23 protein-coding genes, 1 other RNA gene and 1 riboswitch are annotated in these 25,951 nt (G+C 38.2%); of the genes, 19 read left to right on the top strand and 5 right to left on the bottom strand.

Annotated elements, in window-relative coordinates:
* The first annotated feature begins 104 nt into the window (after window positions 1-104).
* From BLV55_RS00245 to BLV55_RS00195, 11 genes are all read left to right on the top strand, one after another.
* Window positions 105-1,658, top strand: a complete 1,554-nt coding sequence (locus tag BLV55_RS00245) for an ABC transporter ATP-binding protein (RefSeq protein ID WP_093310507.1) — start codon at window positions 105-107, stop codon at window positions 1,656-1,658.
* Window positions 1,651-2,730, top strand: a complete 1,080-nt coding sequence (locus BLV55_RS00240; protein ID WP_093309705.1) for an ABC transporter permease — start codon at window positions 1,651-1,653, stop codon at window positions 2,728-2,730. Before BLV55_RS00245 ends, BLV55_RS00240 begins: the two co-directional genes overlap by 8 nt.
* Entirely contained in the window at window positions 2,723-3,658 is a 936-nt protein-coding gene (locus BLV55_RS00235; RefSeq protein WP_093309702.1) for an ABC transporter permease, read from the top strand. Before BLV55_RS00240 ends, BLV55_RS00235 begins: the two co-directional genes overlap by 8 nt.
* Window positions 3,655-4,584, top strand: coding sequence for a pyrimidine-specific ribonucleoside hydrolase RihA (rihA, locus tag BLV55_RS00230; RefSeq protein WP_093309701.1), 930 nt, complete (start codon window positions 3,655-3,657; stop codon window positions 4,582-4,584). The genes BLV55_RS00235 and rihA overlap by 4 nt, the downstream gene beginning before the upstream one ends.
* 37 nt (window positions 4,585-4,621) lie before the next feature.
* On the top strand, window positions 4,622-5,554 hold the full coding sequence (locus BLV55_RS00225) for a nucleoside hydrolase (protein WP_093309698.1): 933 nt from the start codon (window positions 4,622-4,624) through the stop codon (window positions 5,552-5,554).
* The gene (locus BLV55_RS00220; RefSeq protein WP_093309696.1) at window positions 5,544-6,842 is read left to right on the top strand and encodes an amidohydrolase family protein; all 1,299 of its coding nucleotides are present in this window, start codon (window positions 5,544-5,546) and stop codon (window positions 6,840-6,842) included. The genes BLV55_RS00225 and BLV55_RS00220 overlap by 11 nt, the downstream gene beginning before the upstream one ends.
* Before the next feature lie 19 nt (window positions 6,843-6,861).
* Entirely contained in the window at window positions 6,862-8,268 is a 1,407-nt protein-coding gene (locus tag BLV55_RS00215; RefSeq protein ID WP_093309693.1) for an ADP-ribosylglycohydrolase family protein, read from the top strand.
* On the top strand, window positions 8,265-9,167 hold the full coding sequence (rbsK, locus tag BLV55_RS00210; RefSeq protein ID WP_093309690.1) for a ribokinase: 903 nt from the start codon (window positions 8,265-8,267) through the stop codon (window positions 9,165-9,167). Before BLV55_RS00215 ends, rbsK begins: the two co-directional genes overlap by 4 nt.
* Before the next feature lies 1 nt (window position 9,168).
* Window positions 9,169-9,633: an SsrA-binding protein SmpB gene (smpB, locus tag BLV55_RS00205; RefSeq protein ID WP_093309689.1), complete on the top strand. Its 465-nt coding sequence runs from the start codon at window positions 9,169-9,171 to the stop codon at window positions 9,631-9,633.
* 2 nt (window positions 9,634-9,635) lie between these two features.
* Window positions 9,636-9,994, top strand: a transfer-messenger RNA (tmRNA) gene (gene ssrA, locus BLV55_RS00200).
* Between the two features lie 106 nt (window positions 9,995-10,100).
* Window positions 10,101-11,888 carry a glycerophosphodiester phosphodiesterase family protein gene (locus BLV55_RS00195; protein WP_176968178.1) on the top strand — a complete coding sequence of 596 codons (1,788 nt, stop codon included), beginning with the start codon at window positions 10,101-10,103 and terminating at the stop codon, window positions 11,886-11,888.
* A 46-nt stretch (window positions 11,889-11,934) separates the two neighbouring features.
* Here the strand turns inward: BLV55_RS00195 and BLV55_RS00190 are convergent, their stop codons facing one another.
* The gene (locus BLV55_RS00190; RefSeq protein ID WP_176968177.1) at window positions 11,935-12,459 is read right to left on the bottom strand and encodes an arsinothricin resistance N-acetyltransferase ArsN1 family A; all 525 of its coding nucleotides are present in this window, start codon (window positions 12,457-12,459) and stop codon (window positions 11,935-11,937) included.
* Between the two features lie 180 nt (window positions 12,460-12,639).
* Window positions 12,640-12,740, top strand: a riboswitch (SAM riboswitch).
* Between the two features lie 74 nt (window positions 12,741-12,814).
* Between BLV55_RS00190 and BLV55_RS00185 the strand changes: the two genes are divergently transcribed.
* Window positions 12,815-14,095, top strand: a complete 1,281-nt coding sequence (locus tag BLV55_RS00185; RefSeq protein WP_093309685.1) for an O-acetylhomoserine aminocarboxypropyltransferase/cysteine synthase family protein — start codon at window positions 12,815-12,817, stop codon at window positions 14,093-14,095.
* Window positions 14,096-14,112: 17 nt separating this feature from the next.
* Complete coding sequence (metA, locus tag BLV55_RS00180) at window positions 14,113-15,027, top strand: homoserine O-acetyltransferase MetA (protein WP_093309682.1); 915 nt, start codon at window positions 14,113-14,115, stop codon at window positions 15,025-15,027.
* A gap of 23 nt (window positions 15,028-15,050) precedes the next feature.
* Here metA and BLV55_RS00175 read toward each other — a convergent pair whose 3' ends face one another.
* From BLV55_RS00175 to BLV55_RS00160, 4 genes are read right to left on the bottom strand one after another with little or no spacing between them, the layout of a single operon-like run.
* The gene (locus BLV55_RS00175) at window positions 15,051-16,298 is read right to left on the bottom strand and encodes a DUF1015 domain-containing protein (RefSeq protein ID WP_093309680.1); all 1,248 of its coding nucleotides are present in this window, start codon (window positions 16,296-16,298) and stop codon (window positions 15,051-15,053) included.
* A 1-nt stretch (window position 16,299) separates the two neighbouring features.
* Complete coding sequence (locus BLV55_RS00170; protein WP_330386542.1) at window positions 16,300-17,235, bottom strand: D-2-hydroxyacid dehydrogenase; 936 nt, start codon at window positions 17,233-17,235, stop codon at window positions 16,300-16,302.
* 26 nt (window positions 17,236-17,261) lie between these two features.
* Complete coding sequence (locus BLV55_RS00165; protein ID WP_093309678.1) at window positions 17,262-18,329, bottom strand: pyridoxal-phosphate-dependent aminotransferase family protein; 1,068 nt, start codon at window positions 18,327-18,329, stop codon at window positions 17,262-17,264.
* A gap of 35 nt (window positions 18,330-18,364) precedes the next feature.
* Window positions 18,365-18,778, bottom strand: coding sequence for an OsmC family protein (locus BLV55_RS00160; RefSeq protein WP_093309675.1), 414 nt, complete (start codon window positions 18,776-18,778; stop codon window positions 18,365-18,367).
* A 188-nt stretch (window positions 18,779-18,966) separates the two neighbouring features.
* On the opposite strand from BLV55_RS00160, the gene BLV55_RS00155 reads away from it, so the two are divergent.
* From BLV55_RS00155 to BLV55_RS00130, 6 genes are all read left to right on the top strand, one after another.
* Window positions 18,967-19,986: a LacI family DNA-binding transcriptional regulator gene (locus tag BLV55_RS00155; RefSeq protein WP_093309674.1), complete on the top strand. Its 1,020-nt coding sequence runs from the start codon at window positions 18,967-18,969 to the stop codon at window positions 19,984-19,986.
* 3 nt (window positions 19,987-19,989) lie between these two features.
* Entirely contained in the window at window positions 19,990-20,937 is a 948-nt protein-coding gene (locus tag BLV55_RS00150) for a carbohydrate kinase family protein (protein WP_093309670.1), read from the top strand.
* Between the two features lie 42 nt (window positions 20,938-20,979).
* Window positions 20,980-22,491 carry a glycosyltransferase gene (locus tag BLV55_RS00145; protein ID WP_093309668.1) on the top strand — a complete coding sequence of 504 codons (1,512 nt, stop codon included), beginning with the start codon at window positions 20,980-20,982 and terminating at the stop codon, window positions 22,489-22,491.
* On the top strand, window positions 22,488-23,567 hold the full coding sequence (locus tag BLV55_RS00140) for a carbohydrate ABC transporter permease (protein ID WP_093309665.1): 1,080 nt from the start codon (window positions 22,488-22,490) through the stop codon (window positions 23,565-23,567). The genes BLV55_RS00145 and BLV55_RS00140 overlap by 4 nt, the downstream gene beginning before the upstream one ends.
* Window positions 23,554-24,426 carry a carbohydrate ABC transporter permease gene (locus tag BLV55_RS00135; protein WP_093309663.1) on the top strand — a complete coding sequence of 291 codons (873 nt, stop codon included), beginning with the start codon at window positions 23,554-23,556 and terminating at the stop codon, window positions 24,424-24,426. Before BLV55_RS00140 ends, BLV55_RS00135 begins: the two co-directional genes overlap by 14 nt.
* A gap of 122 nt (window positions 24,427-24,548) precedes the next feature.
* Window positions 24,549-25,895: an ABC transporter substrate-binding protein gene (locus BLV55_RS00130; RefSeq protein ID WP_093309660.1), complete on the top strand. Its 1,347-nt coding sequence runs from the start codon at window positions 24,549-24,551 to the stop codon at window positions 25,893-25,895.
* Window positions 25,896-25,951: the final 56 nt, after the last annotated feature.

The raw sequence follows: 25,951 nt of genomic DNA, 5'->3' as shown, positions 1-25,951 counted from the left end.
AGGTCAGATGTTGTTCTGCCTGTCCTTATTTTACATAATATAATAGAGAAACTCCCGCCCCAAATAGGACGGGAGTTTTGAGGGTGGAGGTGTGTTCTGCAAATATGGAAGAAATATTAAGCATGCAAGGAATTACTAAAGTATATCCCAATGGAGTAATGGCAAATAAAGATGTTAACTTTTCTGTTCGTAAAGGTGAAATCCATGCTGTAATGGGAGAGAATGGTGCAGGTAAATCGACTTTAATGAAAATATTATTTGGAATGGAACAACCAGAGGAAGGGAAAATTATTTATAAGGGAGAAGAAATTAACATTGCATCATCAAGTGATGCTATTAATTATGGAATTGGTATGGTGCACCAGCATTTTATGTTGGTTCCCAGTTTAACAGTTGCAGAAAACATGGTGATGGGAATTGAACCAAGAAAGAATAGCGTGTTTTTTGACTATGATCAAGCTGTTAAAATTACTGAAGATGTATCAAAAAAATACAATCTTAAAATTGACCCCAAAGCAGTTGTAGAAACATTGGCTGTTGGTAAAAAACAAAAAATTGAAATTCTCAAAGCCTTAGTGAGAGGCGCAGAGATACTAATATTAGATGAACCTACAGCCGTTCTAACGCCTCAAGAAACAAAAGAATTATTTGAAGAATTGATAAACTTAAAAAATCAAGGACTTACCATTATATTTATATCCCATAAATTAAAAGAGGTTAAGCAGATTACAGATCGTTTAACTATTCTTAGGAATGGTAGGAGTATGGGCATTCATAACACAAAAGATACTAGTGAACAAGAAATTTCTAGGCTTATGGTAGGAAGAGATGTAATGTTAAAAGTCGAAAAACAAGAGGCAAAACCTGGCTCAACGGTGATCAAAATGGATGGTATTACTTATCATAGTAGTGATGGATCTTCTGTTGTAAAAAACATATCAATGGAAATTAAGCAAGGGCAAATAATGGGAATTGCTGGGGTAGAAGGTAACGGTCAAGGTGAATTAGTAGATTTACTAACAGGAATGAAAAAAGCTTCACAAGGGAAAGTGTGGATAAAAGATAAGGATTCAACTAATCTTTCTGTAAAAGAAGTTAGAGAACTTAAAGTTTCACATATACCTGAAGATAGAATGACTTATGGCGCTTCTGGTGACAGCAGTATTGAAGAAAACATTATCTCGGATCGATTTGATGAAAAGAAATACAATGTAGGTGTATTAATGAATGTTAAAAAACTGACTCAGCTGACAAAAAAATTGATCACGGATTACAATATTAAATGTGCTTCAGAAAAACAACAAGTACGAATGCTATCAGGAGGTAATATTCAAAAAGTAGTAGTAGCCAGAGAGTTTTCATCTGAGCCGCAGTTGATTATTGCAAATCAACCCACTCGTGGAATTGATGTTGGTTCTACAGAATTTATTCGCAAACAGCTTGTAAAACTAAGAGATGAAGGTGCGGCTGTGCTTCTTGTTTCAGCAGATTTGAACGAAGTGATGGAGTTAAGTGATAGCTTGGTAGTGATGTATGAAGGTGAAATAGTAGCATATTTTAAAGATGCTTCAAAGGTTAACGAAATGGATTTAGGTATGTACATGTTAGGCTTGAAAAGGATGTCAGAGGAAGATATAGGGGGTGTAATAAGTGGGTAGAAGAATTTTTTTTGAAGCTGCAAGAACATTAGTGGCTATTGGTGTAGCATTATTGCTAGCACTAGTTATTATTTTTGCAGTCAGTGAGGATCCGAGATTTGCACTCTATCATTTTATCGTAGCTCCACTTACGACCACTCGCTATATTGGAAATATTTTGGAAATGTCTGTTCCATTAATTTTTACTGGTCTAGCAATGTCTATGATGTTTACAGCGAAACAATTTAACCTGGGAGCTGAAGGTGGTTTCTTTATAGGTGCGGTAGCGGCAACGGGAGTAGCCATATCTTTTGAGATGCCTCCCATCATACTGCCTATATTTGCTATTGCGGCAGGCGGGATAGCTGGTGGTCTCGGTAGCACTGTTCCGGCTGTTCTGAAAGCAAAGTTAAACGCAAGTGAGTTAGTTTCATCACTAATGTTAAACTTTATACTTTTCTGGTTTGGTATTTTTATTATTAACAATTATTTTCGAGATGAAATGGCTGGAGCTATGGCATCCTACCGTCTTAATCCTGACGCTAGACTTATAAGAATTCTGCCAGGCACAAGGCTTCATTTTGGGTTTATTATTGCGATTATCTTTGTTTTTCTTGTATACTTATTTCTGTTCCGTACAAAATGGGGATATGCACTTCGAATGACTGGTCAAAACATCAAATTTGCTGAGTACTCTGGTATAAATACAACAGCTGTTATTATTTATTCACAGATTATTGGAGGTGTTTTAGCAGGAATAGGTGGTGCAGTAGAGTTATTGGGTATGTATAGCCGATTTACTTGGTTCCAATCTCCAGGCTATGGATGGGATGGTGTTATTGTTGCTATCATGTCAAGGAATAATCCGCTGTTAATTCCAGTATTTGCAATTTTTCTTGGCTATTTAAGAATTGGAGCAGATGTAATGGCAAGGTTTTCAGATGTTCCCAGTGAGGTTGTGGCGATCATTCAAGGGATTATGATTATGCTGGTTACAGCCGAAAGGTTGCTAGCAGGTTGGAAGCATCGAGTCGTTGTCAAAGAGCAAATGAAGCTAGAAGCACAGAAGAATGGAGGGGTGAGCAATGGATAGTTTATTTAATTTGATTTTCTCCACTACTTTTGGATATTCAGTATTGCGTGTTACCACCCCTATTCTTTTCGCAACCTTAGGAGCGATGATTTCCATTAAAGCAGGTGTAGTAAATATAAGTATGGAAGGAACAATGTTAACAGCAGCTTTAACTGGAGTTGTTATTAGTGGATACACCGGCAGTGCGTTTGCGGGATTAGTGGGTGCTGTTTTGATAGGGATGCTATTAGGGTTAATGTTAGGATATTTCGCGCTGAATCTGAAGACAAATATAATATTGGCAGCGATTGCTATTAATCTTATGGCGTCCGGAGGAACCGTTTTTGCACTTTTTGTTATTTCTGGAGATAGAGGGATATCGTCATCAATTAGTAGCCAGGTATTACCGCGAGTTAGTATACCAATACTGGAAAATATTCCTATACTTGGTGACATTCTATCAAATCACAACATCTTAACATATGTTTCACTATTATCCGTTTTCTTAGTCTATGTTTTTCTATATAAGACACCTTTGGGATTACAAATAAGAGCCGTAGGAGAAAACTCTCATGCAGCCGAATCCGTGGGAATAAGCGTTCAAAAGGTTCAGTACATTGCATTAATACTGAGTGGTGCATTTGCAGGTTTTGGCGGTGCTTATATGTCGATGGGGTATGTATCCAGATTTTCTACAGATATGACTGCCGGACGAGGATTTATAGCATTAGCTGCCGAAGCTTTGGGTATGGGGAGACCTCTGGGAATATTACTGGCATCACTATTATTCGGTGCTGCGGATGCGCTTTCTAACTCATTACAACGCTTTAAAATACCATCAGAATTTGTTCAAATGCTTCCGTATCTGGTGACAATCATTGGATTAGTTATTTATGCAATAAGACAGAAAAATGCATCAAAAAGACAAAAAATGGAGGATCGAGTATGAAAAAACCTGTAATAATTGACTGTGACCCAGGACATGATGATGCAATAGCGCTTTTGCTTGCAATATCAAGTGAGGAGTTGGAAGTTAAAGCAGTAACAACGGTAGGTGGAAATCAAACGAGTGAAAAAACCTTAAATAATGCCATGCGTATTTTGAGTTTTGCAGGAGTTGAAGGTATACCTGTTGCTCCAGGTGCTAGCCAACCATTAGTGAGAGAATTGCAAATTGCACCAGAGGTACATGGAGAAAGTGGGCTCGAAGGACCTTATTTGCCAGAGCCTACCTTTAAACCTTATGGAAAAGGTGCTATTGAACTGATGGAAGAAATTATTATGACAAGCAAAGATAAAATAGTGTTGGTTCCTACTGGACCGCTAACGAACATTGCTACATTGCTGTTAACGGTCCCTAATGTGAAAGATCGCATAGAGCGAATTTCCTTAATGGGTGGATCGGCAGTAGGTGGAAACTGGACTCCTGCAGCTGAGTTTAATATTCTTGTTGATCCGGAAGCAGCTGATGTGGTTTTTAAAAGTGGTATTCCTATCACGATGAGTGGTTTAGATGTTACCCATAAGGCACAAGTATATGATGAAGAAATAGAATCTATTCGTCTGCAAGGTGGAAAAGTTTCTGTTATGGTAGCAGAACTGCTCGATTTTTTTGCTAAATTCCACAAAGAAATGGGATTTGAAGGTAGTCCTCTTCATGATCCATGTGCGGTTGCTTGGCTTATTAAACCAGATATCTTTACGACCAAACACCTGCATGTAGCTATCGAGACTAAGGGTGAGTTTACCACAGGTGCTACTGTAGTGGATTATCGTGGTGTGACTGGTAAGATTCCCAATACGGAGGTTATCTATGATGTGGATCGTGAGGCATTTATAAAACTTTTAATGGATAGTCTTAAAAAGTATCATTAGAAACTTTGAAAAAACATTGTAAGAGGAGGGATATCCAATGAAGATACCCGTTATTATAGATTGTGATCCGGGCACAGACGATACCATTGCACTGATTATGGCATTAGCTTCTGATAAACTAGATGTAAAAGCTATTACGACTGTTGCAGGAAACCAAACGGCAGAAAAAACAGCCGTTAATGGGTTGAAAATTGTTTCTTTTTTAGATAAATCAGTACCTGTAGCAAGAGGTGCTGAAAAACCGATTATGAGACCGTTGGTAACGGCTGGACATGTTCATGGAGAATCTGGAATGGCACATGTAGAGCTACCGGAAGCTAAAATAGAATATCTGAGTACCAAGGCCTGGGATTTGTTTTATGAAATGAGTATTAAAAACGATGAAAAAATCCATCTCATTACATTAGGTCCTTTGAGTAATGTTGCAATAGCATTAATGAAATATCCTACTTTAAAGAATGGCATATCTCGCATTACAATGATGGGTGGGTCTATCGGTTATGGGAATGATACACCAGCCGCTGAATATAATATATTTGCAGATCCAGAGGCTGCTAAGATAGTATTTGAATCGGGAATTCCTATTACAATGGTTGGCTTAGACTGTACTCATAAAGCATGGCTTACTAAAAATGAAATTGAAAGTATGGGTGATTCATCAAAACAGAATGGCGTTTGGTTAGCAAAGGAAATGATGCAACATATTCATGAATTTGCTTCCCGATTTAATTTTGAAGGCGCCATTATGCATGATCCTTCAGCAATAGCAGCTGCTATTGATCCAACTCTAATACAAACAGAAGATTACTTTGTAACGGTGGAAACAAAAGGAGACTACACTACTGGAAAAACAGTAGTAGATACGATGCGTGTTACGGGTAAGAAGCCAAATACACAGGTCGCAACAGAAATGGATAGGGAAAGATTTGTAGACTTGTTAAGAGGGTTGATAAAGAGCTATGAGATATGATGTTATTCTTAAAAATGCCGGTATTCTTAATGAATCCGGCTTCTTTACACCTGAAAAGCATATTCTTATCGCTGATGGTGAAATAAAGATAATAGCAGACAAATGGGATTTTCACTGGAAAGCTAAAGAAATTTTAGATGTTTCTAAGATGGTGATTACTCCTGGTTTTGTAAACCTTCATACCCATTCACCTATGAATATATTTAAGGGCTTGGCAGAAGATGTTGCGATTGATGAGTGGTTTAATAAGGAAATATGGCCTTATGAGAGCAAGATTCAAAAAGAACATGTGTATGCAGGTACAATGGCTGCATGTTGTGAAATGATTCATTATGGTGTGACCGCTTTTGCTGATCATTATATGTTTGGAGAAACGGTCATAGAGGCTGTTAGAAAAACTGGAGTTCGCTGTGATTTTGCAACTACTATTTTTGGTAGTTCACCTACCTTTAGAGAAGATTTGGAGTCAGCGCTTAAGTTAATTAGTCACTACTATAAAAATAGAAATACGGTATCTTTTCGTTTAGGACCTCATGCTCCGTATACTTGCCCGCCTGAAACTCTTAAAATCATGGTAAATGAAGCCTCTAGAATGAAGGTGGGTTTGCACATTCATTTATCTGAAACAGAACAGCAATTAAAAGATAGTTTGAGCATATATGGAAAAACACCATTTCAAATCTTTGCGGATGCAGGCGGATTTGATCTTCCAACGATTATCGCTCATGGTCTTTGGGTTACAAAAGATGACATCAATCTGTTAGGAGACAATTCCTACATGGCAATTAGCCCTAAAACTTATATGAAACTTGCTATGGGAATGGGTAGAATATGGCAGTTTAGTGATACATTGCCACTAACTTCTGGCACAGATGGTGCTGCAAGTTCAAACACTCTTAACCCGTTGGAGCAGATCAGATATTTTGGGCTAATAGGAAAATATATTACCGGAGATGCCGAAAAGTTTAAGTTGAAAGACTTATGGAATATTTTGATGAGAGGTCATCAGGCACTTCCTTTTAATAGTGGAAAGATTGCATCGGGAAGTGCAGCAGATTTAATTTGTTGGGATCTTAATGGAATCATTACACAGCCTGTCTATGATCCGTTAGCAGCTATCATATATAGCGCTGATCATTCCAATATAAGAAACGTGATGGTTTCTGGTAAATGGTTAAAATACGAAGGTTCTCTAAAACTAGATGAAAAAAAAGTACAAAAAAACCTAGAATATCAAGCTGAAAATTTAATGGTTATAGGAAAAGGTAAAACACAGCTTATGTTTTGAAAATAAAGGAGGCTGTCTTATGAAAGCGCGGCTTATGGAAATGGAATTAATAAAAAATGCCGTTCCAAAACTTCTTTCAGAGGATGATCAAACTTGGAGCTCCATTAAGCAGGCAGAGAATATAGAAGACCAGCGAGTGAAAATGTGGTGGTATAGTGAAGTGCCTGGTTCAGGTGCACCTGAGCGATTAATTATTGCAGCGATGCAAGACATGGAAAATAGAGGGTTGGATGTATCGCAAGCTGAAAAATGGATAGAACCTGGACTAAAAGCATGGGAAACTGATGATATGGCATCACTTCACCGGATTACGGCACGAATTTTTCATGAGTTGTTCAAGGCTCCTAAGAATCAAAAGGATACTTACTGGACCTATGAAGAATTTTACAGCTGGGAACAATATGAATCTTCGGTAAAATTTCCTGATTCAATATATATCGATGTAAATCAAGCTGGATTTTTAGAAAAAATTCATGCCGGCTGGTTAGCGCAAATTATTGCTGGAGCAATTGGGACGGCACTGGAAGGGTATACAACAGATCAGCTTATGAGCCTATTTGGAGAGGTGAAGGACTATCTACGCAAACCTAATACATTTAATGATGATATCACTTATGAATTAGCATTCTTAAGAGCGTTTTCTGAAAAAGGATATAAAATTACAGCATCAGATATTGCAGAGGAATGGGTAGCTCTTATTCCTTTTGGCTGGTCTGCGGAAGATATTGCACTTCGGAATTTAAAGCTAGGAATATATCCACCAGAAAGTGGTGTAAACAATAATCCTTTTTATGAATGGATAGGTGCACAGATGAGGGGTGCAATTTGTGGCATGGTAGCACCTGGAAATCCTAAAGAAGCAGCAAGGTTAGCTTGGATGGATGGTTCTATTTCTCATTATAATAATGGTATTATAGGTGAAATATTTAATGCGATAATGGTATCTATGGCTTTCTCAAAAAAAGAAGTCCGGGAGATTCTGATACAAAGTATCAATCTCATACCTGAAAAAAGTGAATATTTTCAAGTGGTGACATTTGCTCTACAGCAGTGTCGACGTTATGATGAATGGCTGAAAGCGTGGAGGCTTTGTGAAGAGAAATATGAAAGGTATAATTGGATCCATGCATACCCCAATGCTGCAGCAGAGGTGATTGCTTTGTGGTATGGCAATGGAGACTTTAATAAAACAATGGAAATTATTTCTCTTTCAGGACGGGACGTTGACTGTAACGCTGCGCAGATAGCTACGATACTAGGTATTATTCATGGGCTTGATGGGATAGAAGAAAAATGGAAGGCTCCTATAGGAGATGAGCTTGAAACTTATGTGCGCACTATGAACAACATGACTATTTCTGGTCTGGCTAAGTGGACTGTTCAGTCTATCAGGCAGGCGTGCAATCAAGGAGGAGTATGCCGATGAAAATTGCAGTTATTGGTAGCATCAACATGGATATGATATTTCAAGTAAAAAGGTTGCCACAAAAAGGAGAGACACTCCTGGCAGATCATTATAGGACAGTTCCAGGGGGGAAAGGAGCTAATCAAGCGGTTGCTGCTGCTAGACTAGGAGCCGATGTTACAATGATCGGTGCCCTTGGTAAAGATGGATTTGGTGATCAATTAATGGAGCACTTAAATATAGAAAAAGTTAATACAGAAGGAGTCATGCGAACTGAAACTCCGTCTGGGAATGCTTCTATTACAATAGATAAAGAAGGCCACAACACCATTATGGTTTATCCAGGGGCTAATTATGATGTGACAGAAAAATGGATTGATGATAAACTGTATTTAGTAGAAGATGCAGAGTGGGTCATGTTTCAGTTAGAAACACCATTGCTAACAGTGGAATATGGAATTAAGCGGTTAAAGGCTTTAGGAAAAAGAATATTGCTAAACCCTGCTCCCGCTCAAATACTACCAGATAGTTTATATCCATTGATTGATATCATCACTCCCAATGAAACTGAGTTATCACTCTTGTCTGGAGTAGAAAATACTGATATGGGTGTGCAAGCTTTATTAAAAAAAGGAGTTAATCAAGTAGTTGTAACTTTAGGTGAAAAAGGATCTATAGCGGTTAATGAAGATAAAACCACGAAAGGAAAGCCTTTTGCTGTCCATGCTATTGATACAACAGCAGCTGGAGATACTTTTAATGCGGCTCTTTTGATAGCATTAATGAAAGAAAAAAGCATGACGGATGCTCTAAGTTTTGCTAATGCTGCAGGAGCATTGGCTACAACCAAAATGGGTGCTCAAAGTTCATTGCCAACGGACTTGGAAGTACAGGAACTGATTAAAAAAGGAATGAAGTAAAATGGCTGACAATATGAAAGTAATCGCACAAAATCGTAAAGCTAGACATGATTATTTCATCGAAGAAGTATATGAAGCAGGAATTGCATTGAAAGGAACAGAGGTAAAATCCATTCGTGGAAGTAAAGTCAATCTAAAAGATGGTTATGCCCGGGTTGAAAACAGTGAAGTTTTCCTGTATAATGTTCATATAAGTCCCTACGAACAGGGAAATATTTTCAACACAGACCCTTTGCGTGTTCGCAAGTTGTTGCTTCATAAGAAAGAAATACGCAAACTCATTGGGTATGTCCAGCAAAAAGGATATTCACTGATCCCTTTAAGGGTTTACCTGAAAAAGGGATTAGTTAAAATTGAGTTGGCTGTTGCTCGGGGAAAAGCAAAATATGACAAACGACAAGACATAGCAAAAAGGGATGCCGATCGTAAGATCCAAAAAGAGCTTAGGGAACGGCAAAAACAGTAGAAGGGGGCGTAATGGTTTCGACGGGGGTTTGGAGTTTTCGTAAGCGAGCCGTGTTTTGTTTCGGGTACACGTAAAAGAACGGAACAACTAAAGATAAACGCAGACAATAATTACGCGTTAGCTGCCTAATATAAGGTAGCTCGTTGCGCCTGGATGTCCCGTCATTCAGGGTCGTGACGTCATTTAAACGGGGAACGTCGCAAAGGGTGCCTTGACTTTGCGTTGTACAATCAAGGCTGGTCAAATCCGCAGTTTGCTACTGAACGGCGGAGGAGATGAGAATCCAAAACAGTAGCTGTGCTCGGAGAAAGCGACGACAAAGAGCCTTCGGACAGGAGTTCGACTCTCCTCGCCTCCACCATGGTATTGCAAATAATTATTTACGATAGTAAGCTAATGTCCTTAGGCCGTACTGAATAGATCAGTACGGTTTTTGATTATTTTTTATCTCAAAAGGAGAATACATGGTGAATATTCGTAACAATCTATTACTGAAAAGTTTAATAGATTTTAAAAAATATTATAGGGGATATATAGCGTATGGATTTGTTTTTTTAATTCTTACCAGTGTTATTTTTATCCCGCTACTAGGCTATTTATTTAACCGACTGATTATTTCGATGGGAGCAGGTGTACTCATAAATAAAGACGCTTTCAGAATCGTTTTGAGTTATGAGGGCTTAATAGGGCTTATCATTATTGCATCGATCTCGGTCATGATTGTTTTTATAGAACTCGGTGGTCTTATTGTGTTAGCTCAAAGAAAAATTTTTTCCAAAAAAGTATTTATATCGGAAGCTATCATAACAGCTATCTTTTCTGTTCCTAGAATTATTGGTATAGGGATGCTTCATTTTATCTTTGTTATTTTAGTTGTTGCACCACTTATTGATATACCTGTTGCCACCGAAATAACAAGTAAAATAGAAGTTCCGCCTATACTGATGAACATGATTCAGGACTCCAAGATAATGCTTTACGTATATCGAAGTATACTAGCACTGTTTACCTTAATATTGTTGCGATGGATATTTGCAGTGCACTATATTTTATTGGAAAATTTACCAGCACGAAAAGCTATAAGTTGTAGCGCTAAATTGACGGAAGGTAGAAATATTATTCATTTAGCCAGCTTACTAATTCTTAATATTATTATTGTGGGTGGAAGTTTTATTATTTTCTCAGCTATTTCTTTTATACCTTCTCACATTGGTATTAAAACCGGAGGATTATTAGGAGCCTATATACTTACTTTTAATAGTTTACTTGGGATGATACTGGCAATGCTTGTCATGCCAATAAACATCATATACATAACCAGGTTATTTTACTATTTGAGAAATAAAACTAAGATGAAAAGCTCCGGTGAATTTGAAACAGTTAGAAACAAAAAATTAGAAAAAATAGAATGGTTTTTTACCCGTTTAATTAAAAGAAGAAGGGCCTTATTATTGACCATTTTAATGCTTAATCTTTTAGGAACGTTTATGATTGGACATACATTGAATGAAAACTTTGTTCATCTAGGTAGAGATGTTAAAATAGCAGCTCATAGAGGTGATCCAATTAATGCACCTGAGAATTCGATGAGTGCGGTTCGTGCTGCACTAGAACAACATTCGGATTTTATTGAGATTGATGTGCAACTATCCAAAGATCACGTAGTCATCTTGAATCACGATATGGGCTTGGCTCGAGTAGCTGGCATTCCCGAAAGGCCTATTGAATTAACTTATGAAGAGTTGTCACAACTTGATATTGGAAGCAGCTTTTCGGAAGACTTTAAAGGTGAAACGGTTGTATCCTTAGATGAAGTGCTTGCAGAAATCAAAGGGAAGGCAAAAGTTATTATTGATGTCAAAGCCTATGGACCAATAGAGATTCTAGCCGAAGAAGTAGTGAAATCCATTGAAAGGTCCAATATGGCGAATAGCGTGTACGTTCAATCTTTTGATTATGAGTTATTACAGATGATAAGAAAACAAAACCCTGATTTATACTTAGGTCAAATTCTGTATTATGCATTAGGTGATATTTCTCAATTAGATGTAGACTATTATGCAATTGACCAGAGCATGTTGAATAGAGAATTCATTCGTAACGCTAAAAAAGACGAAAGAGAAGTATGGGTTTGGACAGTGAATGAAGAAGACGACATTAGAGAAGTATTAATGTACGATATTGATGGAATTATTACAGACTATGTTGAACGAGTTCAGAATATTATTGGGTATACGGTTGAAAATACGTCTTGAAATTTTTAGATAAAAACAAACAGCCCACTTAAGTGGTGGACTGACATTATGTGGAGGGATTATTGCCTAGTAATTTCTCCATTATTGCAATATCTATCCACTTGTCATCAATTTTACCTTGATGATAGTAAATGCCAACAATACGAAAACCTCTATTCATATAAAGTTTTTTTGCGGATTCATTATGATTTGGCGTGAACAAAACGAGTTTATAAAATTTATTTTCCCTTGCTAGATCTTCTAAATATTTCATCAATACTTTGCCTAGACCCTTTCCTCGATGGTTTTCAGAAATATAGATTGAAAAATCGGCAACTCCATCATAAGCTGTACGATAATGAAATGGATTTAACGAAGCCCAACCTAATATCTCACCATCATACTCTAAAACGATAACACAATACCTAGGGTTCCTTGTCATAAACCACTCTTTCATTTCATCTAAATTTTTATATTCCGATTCTAAAGTTGCATAACGAGTCGAAATACCTTGATTATAAATAAATGTAATAGCTGGTAAATCCTTTTTTTGTGCAAGTCTAATTGTGTAGTCACTTTTTTCATTAGACAATTAAATTACCTCCAGACAGAATCAAAAGAATTATAATAATGAAGTATAACATAAAAATTAATCATATCAAAAATATTCCTAAAATACATAAAATAGATGCGATCAAATGTTTCAATGAGAGGAAGTACTGTTGACAAGTCGTTAAAAGGATGATAATATATCTATCAATTAAATAACTTACTCTTATAAAGAGTGGCGGAGGGACTGGCCCGATGAAGCCCGGCAACCGGCATATAATGCACGGTGCCAAATCCTGTAGGTGAACACCTAAGAGATGAGAGACTCGAAACAATCTAACCTCTTTTGCACCTGCGAAAGAGGTTCTTCTTATTCTCAAAAAAAAGGAGCGATAAAAATGAAAGAAAAAACCAGAAAATTCGACACATTACAAATCCATGCAGGGCAGGAAGCAGATCCGACAACGGGTTCCAGAGCCGTACCAATTTATCAGACGACATCCTATGTGTTTGACAACGTGGAACATGCCGCTAAACTATTTTCATTGGAAGAAGCTGGTAATATTTATACCCGAATTATGAATCCTACAACGGATGTTTTTGAAAAAAGGATGGCGGCTCTTGAAGGTGGAGTAGCCGCTTTGGCAGTGGCTTCAGGAGCCGCCGCAGTGACTTATGCCATTATGAACATTGCTGAAGCAGGGGATGAAATTGTAGCATCAAACGCGCTGTACGGAGGAACTTATACATTGCTGGATGCACAGCTACCTAAATATGGGATAAAAACTATTTTTGTACAACCGGATGATCCTCAAAACTTTGAAAAAGCCATCAATGAAAAAACCAAAGCAGTTTTTTTAGAAAGTATAGGCAATCCTAATATAAACCTCATTGATCTGGAAGCAGTGGCTAAAATTGCTCATAGCCATGGAATACCAGTGATCATTGACAACACCTTTGCGACACCTTACCTATTTCAGCCATTAAAACATGGGGCTGATATTGTAGTTCATTCTGCCACTAAGTTTATAGGGGGACATGGAACTAGTATTGGTGGTCTTATTGTGGATGGGGGTACCTTTGACTGGGAAAAGAGTGGTAAATTTTCTGGTTTGACAGAGCCAGATCCTACTTATCATGGTATTTGCTATACAGATACTTTTGGATCGGCTGCGTATATTGTTAAAGCAAGAGTTCAGTTATTACGTGATACTGGAGCTTCCTTAAGTCCTTTTAATGCTTTTATGTTTTTGCAGGGCCTTGAGACTCTATCCTTACGGTTAGAGCGACATGTGGAGAATACCAGAAAAATTATTTCTTTTCTCAAAAAACACCCTAAGGTATCGTGGGTTAACTACCCAGAACTAGAGGACAGTCCTTATAACGATCTTTATCAAAAGTACTTTTCTAAAGGCGTTGGATCCATTTTCACCTTTGGGATCAAAGGTGGTCTAGAAGCAGGGAAAAAATTTATCGATTCATTAGAAATATTTTCTCTGTTGGCAAATGTAGCTGACGCTAAATCTCTTGTGATTCATCCAGCAAGTACCACGCATGCTCAATTATCGGAAGAGCAGCAACGGAATTCTGGCATCAGTCCAGACATGGTTCGAGTTTCCATAGGGTTGGAAGATGCGGAAGACCTTATCGACGATCTGAACCAAGCATTAAATAGCTGAACAAGGAGGTAAATATCATGCCAGTAAAAATACCAGATAATCTACCGGCTTTTGAAACACTAAACAACGAAAATATTTTTATAATGAAAGAAAGCAGGGCTTACTCTCAAGATATAAGGGCATTAAAAATTCTGATTCTTAACCTAATGCCAACTAAAATAACGACAGAAACTCAGCTTCTGAGGTTGTTAGGAAATTCTCCACTTCAGGTTGATGTAACGCTTCTACATCCGGAAACCCATGAATCAAGAAATACTGCTCAAGAGCATTTACAAACTTTTTATAAAACTTTTTCACAGATAAAGGATGAAAAGTTTGATGGTATGATTGTAACAGGGGCACCTGTTGAAAAACTTGAATTTGATGAGGTTTATTATTGGGAAGAGTTGAAGAATATTTTGGAATGGAAACGGACCCATGTTTTTTCCACCATTTTTATTTGTTGGGCAGCTCAGGCAGCTATGTATCACTATTTTGGAGTACCGAAACATCCAGTAGAAAAAAAAATATTCGGTGTCTTTAATCATAAAGTTCTTACGTCGAATCATCGGCTGGTAAAAGGATTTGATGATATTGTATGGGCCCCGCATTCCCGACATACGGAAGTGAGAAGGGAAGATATTGATTTGGTAGAAGAGCTGGAAGTCCTTTGTGAATCAGAAGAAGCTGGGGTTTATATTGCTTCTACTGCTAATGGTAAAAGCATTTTTGTTACTGGTCATTCTGAGTATGATCCATTGACGTTGAAAGCTGAATATGACAGAGATGTGAAAGCTGGTCTGGAGATTGAAGTTCCTCGTAATTATTACCCCTACGATGATCCATCCAAAGAGCCGGTTGTTACCTGGCGAGCACATTCCAATTTACTGTTCTCCAACTGGCTCAACTACTTTGTATACCAAGAAACACCTTATGATATCAGTCGAATTTAGAAAGGAGCCAAATGGCTCCTTTCCTAATACTCCTTAAATGGATGTAGAAAAATTCCGCTCCTTAGCTTTGGTTCAAACCAAGTGGATTTCGGAGGCATAATCTTATCTTCGTCCGCTACTTGCAATAGATCTTCGATGGTGGTGGGAAACATGGAAAAAGCAAGCTTCATATCGTTTTGAACTCTTCGCTCCAACTCTTCAATTCCTCGGATACCGCCTACAAAGTCGATGCGCTTATCTGTTCGGGGATCCATTATTCCCAAAATAGGCTGAAGTAAATAATTTTGTAAAATAGAAACATCAAGTTGCTGAATCACATCGTTTTCTGAAAAAGTGTGAGATTTTGCAACTAGACGGTACCAATGGTTATTCAACAGCATGCCAAACTCATGTTTTTCTTTTGGCTGGTAGGGCTTATTCACTGGTTCGCATTCAAAATGCTGTGAGACTCTAGCTAGTAGCTCATCCACCGACATGCCATTTAAATCCTTCACTACTCGATTGTATTCCATGCAGTACAGGTCTTCCTGCGGAAAAGAAACGGCCATCAGAAACTGACTTTCGTCATTGGTATCAAGATCAGGATTCTCTTTACGTCGCTTAAAACCAATCTTAGCGGCAGAAGCAGTACGGTGATGACCGTCGGCAATGTAAAGGACTTCAACGTTCTTTTGGAAAGTATCAGCTATCTTTTGAACCCATTCGCTATTACTGACAATCCACAGTGTATGCTGAATTTCATCCTCTGTAGCAAAATCATACACCGGTTCATGTTCTGCAGCGTATTGCCGGATCAGCCCGGTAAAGTTCGCTTCACTCCGATACGTTAAGAAAACCGGTTCTGTGTGGGCATCACATTGGTCGAAATGACGGATTCGATCGTTTTCTTTCTCTGGACGTGTAAATTCATGTTTTTTTATCAAACCATTTTCATAATCATCAATCGAATGGCAGGCAACAATTCCTAGCTGCTGGCGTCCGTTCATGCATTGTCGATATAAGTAAAAAGATGGTGTTTGATCTTGAATCAGTATCTGGTTTTTAACCATGTTATGAAGGTTTTTCTGTGCTTTTTCATAAACCTGTTGATCGTACTGGTTGGATACTTGTGGTAGATCAATTTCTGATCGGATAACATGTAAAAAACTGTAAGGGTTTCCTTCTGTCATTTTAGCTGCTTCTTCCGTGTTCATGACATCATAGGGCAAGCATGCTACTTTAGATGCTAAGTTGGGAGCTGGACGAAGTGCCTTAAAAGGTCTTATTTCCATTTTATGAATGTCTCCTTTCGCATAAATCCAGAAGAATTTCAACCAGTTCATTACCGATTCGTTCTTGAGCTTCAAAGGTGTTAGCGCCGATATGTGGTGATAGGGAAATTCTTTCACTTTCAAGCAACGCCTTACATTCCGGCGGTTCTTTTTCAAATACATCAAGACCTGCACCAGCTACAATGCCATCATCAATGGCTTTTAAGAGTGCTTTCTCGGAGAGGACGCCGCCTCTGGCACAATTAATGATATAGACACCTTTTTTCATTTTTTGAAATTCTGCTTCTCCAAGTATAGGAGATTTTCCAGGCAATGCGGGTACGTGTAAAGTGATGAAATCAGAGGTGGATAGCAACATATCCATATCTACTTGTTTGATGTCTTTATCAGCATTCTGCACATCATAGATTTCATAAAACTGAACCTTCATGCCAAGGGCTTTGGCTTTATCGCCTACTGCCCGTCCAATCCTGCCGTAGCCGATAATACCTAAGGTGCTGTTAAATAATTCTGTCCCTTTGTATTCTTTTTTAGGCCAGGACCCCTTACGCAGGGTGACATTGGATCGATGTAGGTTTCGCGACAGAGATAGCATATGGCCCAGCACCAGTTCTGCTACTGATCCAATGCTGGAATTAGGTGTGTTTTTCACTTCAATGCCTTTCGACTTAGCATAACCTACATCAATATTGTCCAGTCCGACACCTGCTCGAACAATCAATTCTAAGTTAGAACCTTCAACGGCATCAATCAGGTCTTTACGAACTTTGGTGGCGGAACGCACTATTAATACATGATAGTGACCCAGCTTTTTTTTCAATTCTTCTGGACTGTAGGTATTTGTATCGACTTCGTAGCATGCTTCCTGTAATAGTTTTACAGCACTTGGTGCAATATCGTCAGCAATTAGTACTTTCATTTTCTCTTTCATACTCATGAAACTACCTCCCGGTCATGTCGATTTTATTTGATAATATCGTCAATTTCTTTCAAGAGTGTCTTTAGCTCCTCTAATGTAGTATCGGCCATATGAGCTATTCGGAACGTTTTTTCCTTTAAAGACCCATAGCCATTGGAAATGGAGTAACCTCGTTTCCCTAACTTTTTATTCAAATCAGCCACGCTGAGTCCTTTTGTATTCTTGACAGTGGTCAGGGTATTGGAAGCATAAGCTTCCTTTGGGAACAATTCAAACTGTTCCTTGGCCCAACGGCGAGTGTATTGTGCCATCTTCAGATGACGTTGAAAGCGGTTTTCCAATCCTTCTTCCAAAATACGATCTAGCTGATAATTCAGAGCAAACATATGAGATAAAGAGGGAGTGGATGGATATTGATGGTCTTTCTTTTGAATATATTCGTAAAGTGTCAGGAGATCGAGATAATACCCTCTATTAGGAACCTGCCTGGCTGCTTCAATTGCTTTTTCTGAGATAGAGCAAATAGCCAGTCCTGGCGGAAGGCCAAGGGCTTTCTGGGTGGAAGTAATGCAAAGATCCACACCTAACCGATCCACTTCAATCTTGGTGCCAGCCATTGAGCTTACTGTATCCAAGGCGAAAACCACATCAGGATATTTCTTAATGACTTCCGCGATGGCTTCCACCGGGTTCATTATACCAGTCGAAGTTTCGTTATGGGTTATCGTAACCAAATCATACTTGCCAGTAGCCAAGGCATCTTCTACCATTTCCGGCGTTGTAGGTGCTCCTGTTTCTGATTCAAACAGGTCTGCGGGGACACCGTTGGCTTCTGCAATTTCATGCCAGCGTTTGCCAAAGGCACCTACTGAGAAAACCGCTGCCCGCTTTCTGGTACAGGATCGAATGGAGCCTTCCATTAAACCGGTGCCGGAAGAAGTGGATAGTAGAATCGGTCTATTTGTAAACATCACCTTCTGCATTTTTTCAGAAATACTTCGCTGTAAATTGCTGGCAGCCTTGGTTCGGTGGCCAATCATGGGAGTTCCCATTTTTTCCAGCACATCCGGTGCAACATCCACCGGTCCGGGAATAAATAATTTTGTATGCATAAGATTCCCTCCTGTTTTATCAATAAATGTTTTCTTTATTCAATAATAATCTTATATTCAATTAGTCCAGCTTTTTTCAACATTGCCGAAACACCACAATATTTTTCTTCGGAAAGTTGAACAGCTTTTTCCAGTTTATCCATCGGAAGATTTTTTCCTTTGAAATAGTAGGTGACTAACATTTTATCATATATTTTGGGATGTTCTTCTGTTAAATTAGCAGTCACTTCCATTCGAAAGCCTTCAAAATCTACACGCATCTTTTTTAGAATTGAAACCACATCAATACCGGTGCAACCCGCTAGACTTGCTAATAAGAGGGGTTTTGGGCGGGCTCCCTTATCTTCGCCACCAACTTCGGGACTTGCATCCATAATAACATGATGACCATCTAAATTTGCATCAAACACCAAATTATCTACCCACGTACATTCCACTTTTTGATCCATATGATCTCTCCTTGTAAAAGTTATTGTGATTATTATACCTCAATGAACTGTTATTAAACAGTCTAGATTCCTTGGAAGATAAGAGTTGGGTCAGATTATTCAGAAAAAAATAAAATTCTTTGACAAATATTTGAAGAGGCACTATAATTATTGTAAGGAAACCGATTTCCCGAAAGGAACTGGTGGTAATGAAATTAACGATTAATGAAGTGGCAAAGTTGGCAGGCGTCTCTAAAGCAACCGTTTCTCGGGTAATCAATGAATCCAAACCGGTAAATCAAGATAAGAAAGAAAAGGTTCTTAGGGCGATCGAAGAGTTGCAGTTCAAACCAAATCCGGTGGCAAGAGGATTGGTTCAGAAAAGAACAGGTTTTATTGGAGTTTTGATACCAGATATAACTAATTCTTTTTTTGCAGAAATTGTTCGTGGGATAGAATGCGTAGTACAAGAACATCAATATCATATTGTATTATGTCATACCTTTCACAGTCATGAAAAAGAAGTGGAGCATTTGCGAATGCTTCGCGAGAAATATGTTGATGGGATTGTATTTATGACATCAAAAGTGACAGAGGCACATAAGCGGTTTTTTAGTGAAAACAAATTACCTGTTACTTTTGTTAATCGCAAATGCAATGATTTGCGCAGCTTTAGCGTAGATATCAACAATTATCAGGCCGCAAAAGAAATAACCAGCTTTTTTCTTAAACGGGGTCATCGTCAAATTGCAATTATCAGAGCGCCATTAACAGATAGAACATCAGGCTATGAAAGATTTAAGGGATATCAGGATGCTTTAAAAATGTATCATATTCCTTTGAGAGAGCATTTGGTTCTCAGAAGCACTTTTAAAATAGATAGTGCATATAAAGCAGTCAAACGATTTTTGAATGAGGGATATAGAGCAACGGCTATTGTTGCGACAAGCGACTTGATGGCAATTGGAGCTATCAAAGCCTTGATAGACCATGGACTTAGAATACCGGAAAATGTTGAAGTTTCTGGTTTTGATGATGTTCCTATTGCAATGTATTATAACCCTTCCATTACAACAATTCGTCAACCCATTATAGAGATAGGGAAAACGGCAGGCGAAATGTTGATTGCTAAAATAGAAGGAATTAACGTAACAGAAAAAAATATTGTATTACCACATTCAATCATTTTTCGAAAAAGCACCTTAAAATCTCCTGTTTTGGAGGAATAACAAATGAATATAAATAAAAAAACTTTCCTAAATGAAGCTAGTTTAGATGTTCTAACGGTAGGAGAATTGCTAATTGATTTTATCTCTGAAGATTACGTAACAGAATTGAAATCGGCTGTTCACTTTCAAAAGACCTTTGGGGGATCGCCTGGAAATATCGCTGTTAATCTATCAGGTATGGGTCTTAAAACGGCTATTATTGGTAGTGTGGGCAACGATGAGTTTGGGGAGTTTATTCAGGAATTCCTTAAGACTCGAAATGTAAATATAGAAGGTTTGCAAAAAGTTGAAGAAGCAACTTCTATGATTTTTGTTACTAAAAGTTTAGAAAGTCCACATTATTTTGCGGTTCGAAATGCTGATTACTGTCTAAAAGATAAAGATACTAACTATCAGTTAATTGATCAATGTAAAATTTTTCATTTTACTGCTTGGGCACTTTCGATGCCGCAAATAAGGGCTGTGACAATGGATCTACTTCAATACGCCAGGTTTCAGAAAAAGCTGATTACCTTTGATCCGAATTACCGGAAAAACTTATGGGAAATAAATCATGATGGTGCTAAATGGATTCAAGAATACGTATTACCGCTGGTGGATATTATAAAACCTTCTGAGGATGATGCCTTGAATATTTGGAATATTCAAGGCTCTATGATAGAGGATGTTTTTATGGAGTTAAGTGAAAAAAATGAAATGACAATTATTCTCACCAAAGGTGCAAAAGGGTTAACCGCTTATCATTCGGGAAAACGAATAAATGTACCTTCGTATGCAAAAACCGTTATAGATACTACTGGTGCTGGCGATGCTTTCTGGGCTGGATTTATGGCTTCATTATTAATGAAAAACGATTTACATAAAGCGTTGGACCATGGAAGTCAGATTGCAGCTCATAAACTAGAGCATGTAGGAGCTATAACAGATTTACCGTTGCCAAAGGAATGTTAATAATAAGAAGCCAATAGGGAGAAAAAATAGGGAGGATCATTTATGCGAATAGCTTTTTTAAATCCACAAGGTAACTTTGATATTAAGGATAGTTACTGGACAGAACATCCAGATTTTGGTGGGCAATTGGTATATGTAAAAGAACTTGCAAATGCCTTAAGGAACAAGGGGCATGAGGTTGATATATTTACAAGAATGATCATAGATCCTCAATGGCCAGAATTTGAAGCAAAAGAAGAAGTTTACCCAGATACAGGAGTGCGAATAATCCGAATACCTTTCGGAGGGGATGTTTTTTTACGAAAAGAGCTACTTTGGCCATTTTTGATAGAATATGTCGAGGGAATTATTAGATTCTTTTATAGTACGAATGATTGGCCAGATTTTATTACTACTCATTATGGAGATGGTGGTATTGCAGGGGTAATGCTAAATGAAATAACGGATATACCGTTTTCATTTACAGCTCATTCACTTGGTGCACAGAAAATGGATAAAGTTGGGATGACAGAATCTAAGTTTGATGAGTTGATCCGATACTATTCTTTTGCAACCCGTATTCATGCTGAGCGATTGGCTATGAAGGAAGCATCGGTTCGTTTTGTTAGCACTTCGCAGGAAAAAACCAAACAGTATCAGCATGGACTATACAGTGATCTATTTGAAAAAGATATTAAAAAATTTATAGTAGCTCCTCCAGGAGTAAATCAAAGCTATTTTTATTACAAGAAAGAACTTTCTGAAAAATTAAACAAAATCAGATCCAGGGACTTAAGCAAACATCGTAGGAATCTGCCTTTTATTATTTCTTCAAGCCGACTAGATCCTAAAAAGAACGTTAGTGGATTGATCATGGCTTTTGCAAGTAATGCTAAACTACAAGAAAGGGCGAATCTATTAATCGCTGTGAGGGGAACTGAAAATCCTTATAATGATTTTAGTGAATTAAAAGAAGAAGAGCAATTAGAGATGAAAAAAATACTTGATATGATTCAACGCTATCATTTGGGAGGCAAAGTAGCTTTTATACAATTGTTCAGTCAGAAAGAACTAGCTTCTTGCTATAGAGCACTAGCAAGTGATGGTGGTGTCTTTTGTTTAACTTCGCTGTATGAACCGTTTGGACTCGCAACAATTGAAGCGATGGCTTGCGGGCTACCTGTTGTCGTGACATCGAATGGAGGGGGGCGGGAAATTCTAAAAGAAGGTTTAGAATCATTTGGGGTACTGGTGGATCCAGAAAGTTCTACCCAAATATCTGAAAACCTATTGGATTTAGTCAAGGATTCTGAAAAATGGAGCTACTTTCATAAACAAGGTCTTAAGAGGGTAGCTGAACGTTTTACGTGGCAATCAACCGCTAATACTTACGAAGAAGTTATTGCAAATATTCTAATCGATAAAAAAGAGATCAATGAAGTAGAAAAGCAAAATAAAGCAAATGATAAAAAAATAGATCTCACTCATTATCAATCATGGCTTCAGCATCCGAAAAAAGAAATGGAAAATTTCATTAAGAGCTACTATGTGGATAGAAAGGAGGGAGATGGTTGAAAAACAATAAAAGGTCCGATCTGGCAAAAAGAGAAGAATTGACAGCCTATAAACTACTGTTACCAGCGTTAATCATTCTTCTTGTGATAGCTATTTATCCATTGGGGCAGGTTTTTTATACCAGTTTAACTGACCGGCAATTTGCTAGTGGTCAAGAAACAGAATTCATTGGTTTTGATAACTATCGACGCTTATTAAGCGTGACAGTACAAAAATTGGAGCCAGTAATTGATGAAACGACAAACCATCCTATTCTTGATAATGAAACTGGTGATTTTGTCTATGAAAGGCCAATAGATGTACTGCCAAGGGAACCGATTCGATATAGAGAATATAGAACATTCACCATTATGGGGAATCGGTATGTTTTAGGTGCAACAGACGTGGATTTTATAGAGGCAATTAAAAATACGGTTGTTTTTACGGTTATTTCCGTTTTTTTAGAATTGATTCTGGGGCTAGGAATTGCTTTAGTAGTTAATAGTAACTTTAAAGGCAAAGGGATCACTCGTACGGCTATGCTTATTCCATGGGCTGTAATAACAGTTGTATCAGCCAGGATGTGGGAGTGGATGCTGGCGCCTAATCGTACAGGCATGTTTAACATGCTTTTGGATCGATTTGATTTAATTGAAAACAATATTGCTTTTTTATCAAACAGTTCATTTCAATTACCGGCGATGATAGCGGTAGATGTCTGGAAAACGACTCCGTTTATGGCGTTACTTCTTTTAGCAGGATTGCAGACGATTCCTGAAGAGCTTTATGAAGCGGCTTCCATCGATGGTGCTGGTCCGGTAAAGCAGTTTTTAAGCATTACATTTCCGCTTCTAAAACCAGCCATGGCTGTAGCGCTGATTTTTAGAACTTTAGATGCATTGCGTGTTTTTGACGTTTTTCAAGTGCTATTGGGTCAGAGTCAGTATTCGATGGCAACTTATAATTACTTCCAGCTTATTGGGAATCGTAATATGGGATTAGCATCGGCAATTGGAGTAATTATTTTTATTATTATCTTTGGGTTTGCTATCATCTATATTAAATCGTTAGGAGTTGAGATGGATGAAACCTCATAAAACTGTTCGTCAACGAATACTCAAAATAGGGTTTTACTTTATTTTAATGATTATATTCATTTATTTACTGTTTCCGTTTTATTGGGCGATCAACTCTTCTCTTAAAACAGAAGCTCAATTGCAAATGACACCCGCAACCATGGTGCCGAGAGATCCGGCAACGGGAGAGATATCACCAACATTACAAAACTATCGAGTGGTATTTGACAATCAACAGTTTATCCGAGGGATAGTAAATAGCACTATTATTGCTTTTTCTACCACAGCCCTGGCCTTGGTTGCTGGCTCTTTCGCTGCGTTTGCTCTGGGTAAACTACGGTTTAGGGGTAAGAAACCAACGCTTTACCTTATTTTAGCAATGACTATGTTTCCGCAAGTAACAGTGTTAGCAGGACTTTATGCAGTAATAAGGGCTCTGTCGCTTCCAGCGTTAATCAGTCTGATCTTATCCTATATGATCTTTACACTACCTTTTACTACATGGGTATTGACTTCCTTTTTTCGTGGTCTTCCTGTAGCACTTCTGGAATCTGCACAAGTAGACGGAGCTACTCCTTTTCAAACCTTTTATAAAATAATGCTGCCCTTAACAGCTCCCGCCTTAGTAACTACAGGACTATTAGCTTTTATAGCTGCGTGGAATGAATACTTATTTGCATTGACATTTACCTCTATTGAGCCCACCGCAAGAACAGTACCTGTAGCAATTGCTTATTTTACCGGCGCTGTAGCTAGACAGGAACCTTTCGGAGAGATTATGGCAGCGGCTGTTCTAGTTACGGTTCCTATTGTTATTTTAGTACTAGTGTTCCAGCGTCGCATCGTAGCTGGCTTGACAGCAGGTGCGGTGAAAGGATAAATCTGAAGAACCTTAAAAATTCAAAAACTGTTGAAAAGGGGGGATGCTTTTTAGTCACTTATTAGTAATAATGGAAGCTTAGCTAGTAATGAAGTAATGAAAAATTAGAAGGGGGAAGAATAATGAGAAAGAGAAAAAATCTATTTTGTATGCTGTTGGTAGTATTGTTAGTCTTTAGTTTGTTAGCTGGTTGTGGATCTCCGGCTGAAGAGGATGCAGTTGAGGAAGTTTCAGAAGAAACAATTACAGAACCTTCAGAAGAAGAAGTAGTTATTACTGTTGCAGCAGGAGCTGTAGGCCAGGAATTAGAACTAACACAACTAGCTGCAGAAATGTATATGGATGATAATCCTAATGTTATTGTAAACGTATTAGATACCCCGGATCTTGCTCAAGATCGTTTAGGGCTATATCTACAGTTTTTTGAGGCTCAAAGTGCAGAAGTAGATATTTATCAAATTGATGTTATTTGGCCCGGAGACTTAGAAGAACATTTTGTTGACCTTTATGAATATGGTGCGGATGCTGTTGTAGAAGATCATTTTCCTGCTATTGTTGAGAATAATACAGTGAACGGAAGACTAGTTGCTATTCCTTGGTTCACAGATGCAGGATTACTGTATTATCGGACTGATTTGCTAGAAAAATATGATTTTGCTCCTCCAGAAACTTGGGAAGAATTGGTTGAGCAGGCACAGACAATTCAGCAGGGAGAAAGAGACGAAGGAAATCAAGATTTTGTTGGTTATGTGTGGCAAGGAGATGCTTACGAAGGTTTGACTTGCAATGCTCTTGAATGGATTGCATCTAACAATGGAGGAACAATTATTAGTCCAGAAGGCGTTATAACCGTTAATAATGAGAATGCTGCTGAAATAATTGATATGGCAGCTACTTGGGTAGGGACAATATCTCCGGAAGGTGTGACGGGGATGGCAGAAGAGGATGCCCGTGCAATTTGGCAAGGTGGAAACGCCGCATTTATGAGAAATTGGCCATATGCTTATAGCTTAGGGCAAGAAGATGACAGTGCTGTTAAAGATATCTTCGATGTGAGCCCACTACCAGCTGGGACTAACGGAGAACCTGCCGCTACACTAGGGGGATGGCAGTTAGCTGTCAGTAAGTATAGTGAAAATCCTGATGTAGCTGCTGATGTAGCTCTTTTTATGGCATCTTATGATATGCAAAAAATGAGGGCAGTTGATGGATCTCTTAATCCAACCATAATGGATTTATATGAAGATGAGGATGTATTAGAAGCAGCGCCTTTCTTTGGAAGCTTATACGATGTGTTTATTAATGCTGTAGCCAGACCTTCGACAGCTAGTGCACCTAACTACAATGCTGTATCTACTGCCTTTTTCCGTGCTGTGCATAATGTATTAAACGGAAATACGGATGCAGCAACTGCTTTGGAAGAGCTTGAATTAGACTTACAAGATATTACTGGTTTTGATATTGAATAACTATCAATAGGGATACAATTGACTGTCCGACGATTTTTCGGACAGTTTACATATTC

This window comes from Tindallia californiensis (assembly GCF_900107405.1).
Taxonomy (GTDB): Bacteria; Bacillota; Clostridia; order Peptostreptococcales; family Tindalliaceae; genus Tindallia; species Tindallia californiensis.
The sequence above is the reverse complement of the archived record's forward strand: the minus strand, read 5'-3'. Positions and strand labels throughout refer to the sequence as shown.

Bases quoted from the DNA above. Each gene is read 5' to 3' on its own strand.
- BLV55_RS00130 (WP_093309660.1), top strand. From the start codon at position 24,549: ATGAGAAAGAGAAAAAATCTATTTTGTATGCTGTTGGTAGTATTGTTA.
- BLV55_RS00150 (WP_093309670.1), top strand. From the start codon at position 19,990: ATGAATATAAATAAAAAAACTTTCCTAAATGAAGCTAGTTTAGATGTT.
- metA (WP_093309682.1), top strand. From the start codon at position 14,113: ATGCCAGTAAAAATACCAGATAATCTACCGGCTTTTGAAACACTAAAC.
- BLV55_RS00220 (WP_093309696.1), top strand. From the start codon at position 5,544: ATGAGATATGATGTTATTCTTAAAAATGCCGGTATTCTTAATGAATCC.
- BLV55_RS00215 (WP_093309693.1), top strand. From the start codon at position 6,862: ATGAAAGCGCGGCTTATGGAAATGGAATTAATAAAAAATGCCGTTCCA.
- BLV55_RS00175 (WP_093309680.1), bottom strand. From the start codon at position 16,298: ATGGAAATAAGACCTTTTAAGGCACTTCGTCCAGCTCCCAACTTAGCA.
- BLV55_RS00165 (WP_093309678.1), bottom strand. From the start codon at position 18,329: ATGCATACAAAATTATTTATTCCCGGACCGGTGGATGTTGCACCGGAT.
- smpB (WP_093309689.1), top strand. From the start codon at position 9,169: ATGGCTGACAATATGAAAGTAATCGCACAAAATCGTAAAGCTAGACAT.
- BLV55_RS00185 (WP_093309685.1), top strand. From the start codon at position 12,815: ATGAAAGAAAAAACCAGAAAATTCGACACATTACAAATCCATGCAGGG.
- BLV55_RS00235 (WP_093309702.1), top strand. From the start codon at position 2,723: ATGGATAGTTTATTTAATTTGATTTTCTCCACTACTTTTGGATATTCA.
- BLV55_RS00155 (WP_093309674.1), top strand. From the start codon at position 18,967: ATGAAATTAACGATTAATGAAGTGGCAAAGTTGGCAGGCGTCTCTAAA.
- BLV55_RS00245 (WP_093310507.1), top strand. From the start codon at position 105: ATGGAAGAAATATTAAGCATGCAAGGAATTACTAAAGTATATCCCAAT.
- BLV55_RS00145 (WP_093309668.1), top strand. From the start codon at position 20,980: ATGCGAATAGCTTTTTTAAATCCACAAGGTAACTTTGATATTAAGGAT.
- BLV55_RS00135 (WP_093309663.1), top strand. From the start codon at position 23,554: ATGAAACCTCATAAAACTGTTCGTCAACGAATACTCAAAATAGGGTTT.
- BLV55_RS00170 (WP_330386542.1), bottom strand. From the start codon at position 17,235: ATGAGTATGAAAGAGAAAATGAAAGTACTAATTGCTGACGATATTGCA.
- BLV55_RS00225 (WP_093309698.1), top strand. From the start codon at position 4,622: ATGAAGATACCCGTTATTATAGATTGTGATCCGGGCACAGACGATACC.
- BLV55_RS00160 (WP_093309675.1), bottom strand. From the start codon at position 18,778: ATGGATCAAAAAGTGGAATGTACGTGGGTAGATAATTTGGTGTTTGAT.
- rbsK (WP_093309690.1), top strand. From the start codon at position 8,265: ATGAAAATTGCAGTTATTGGTAGCATCAACATGGATATGATATTTCAA.
- rihA (WP_093309701.1), top strand. From the start codon at position 3,655: ATGAAAAAACCTGTAATAATTGACTGTGACCCAGGACATGATGATGCA.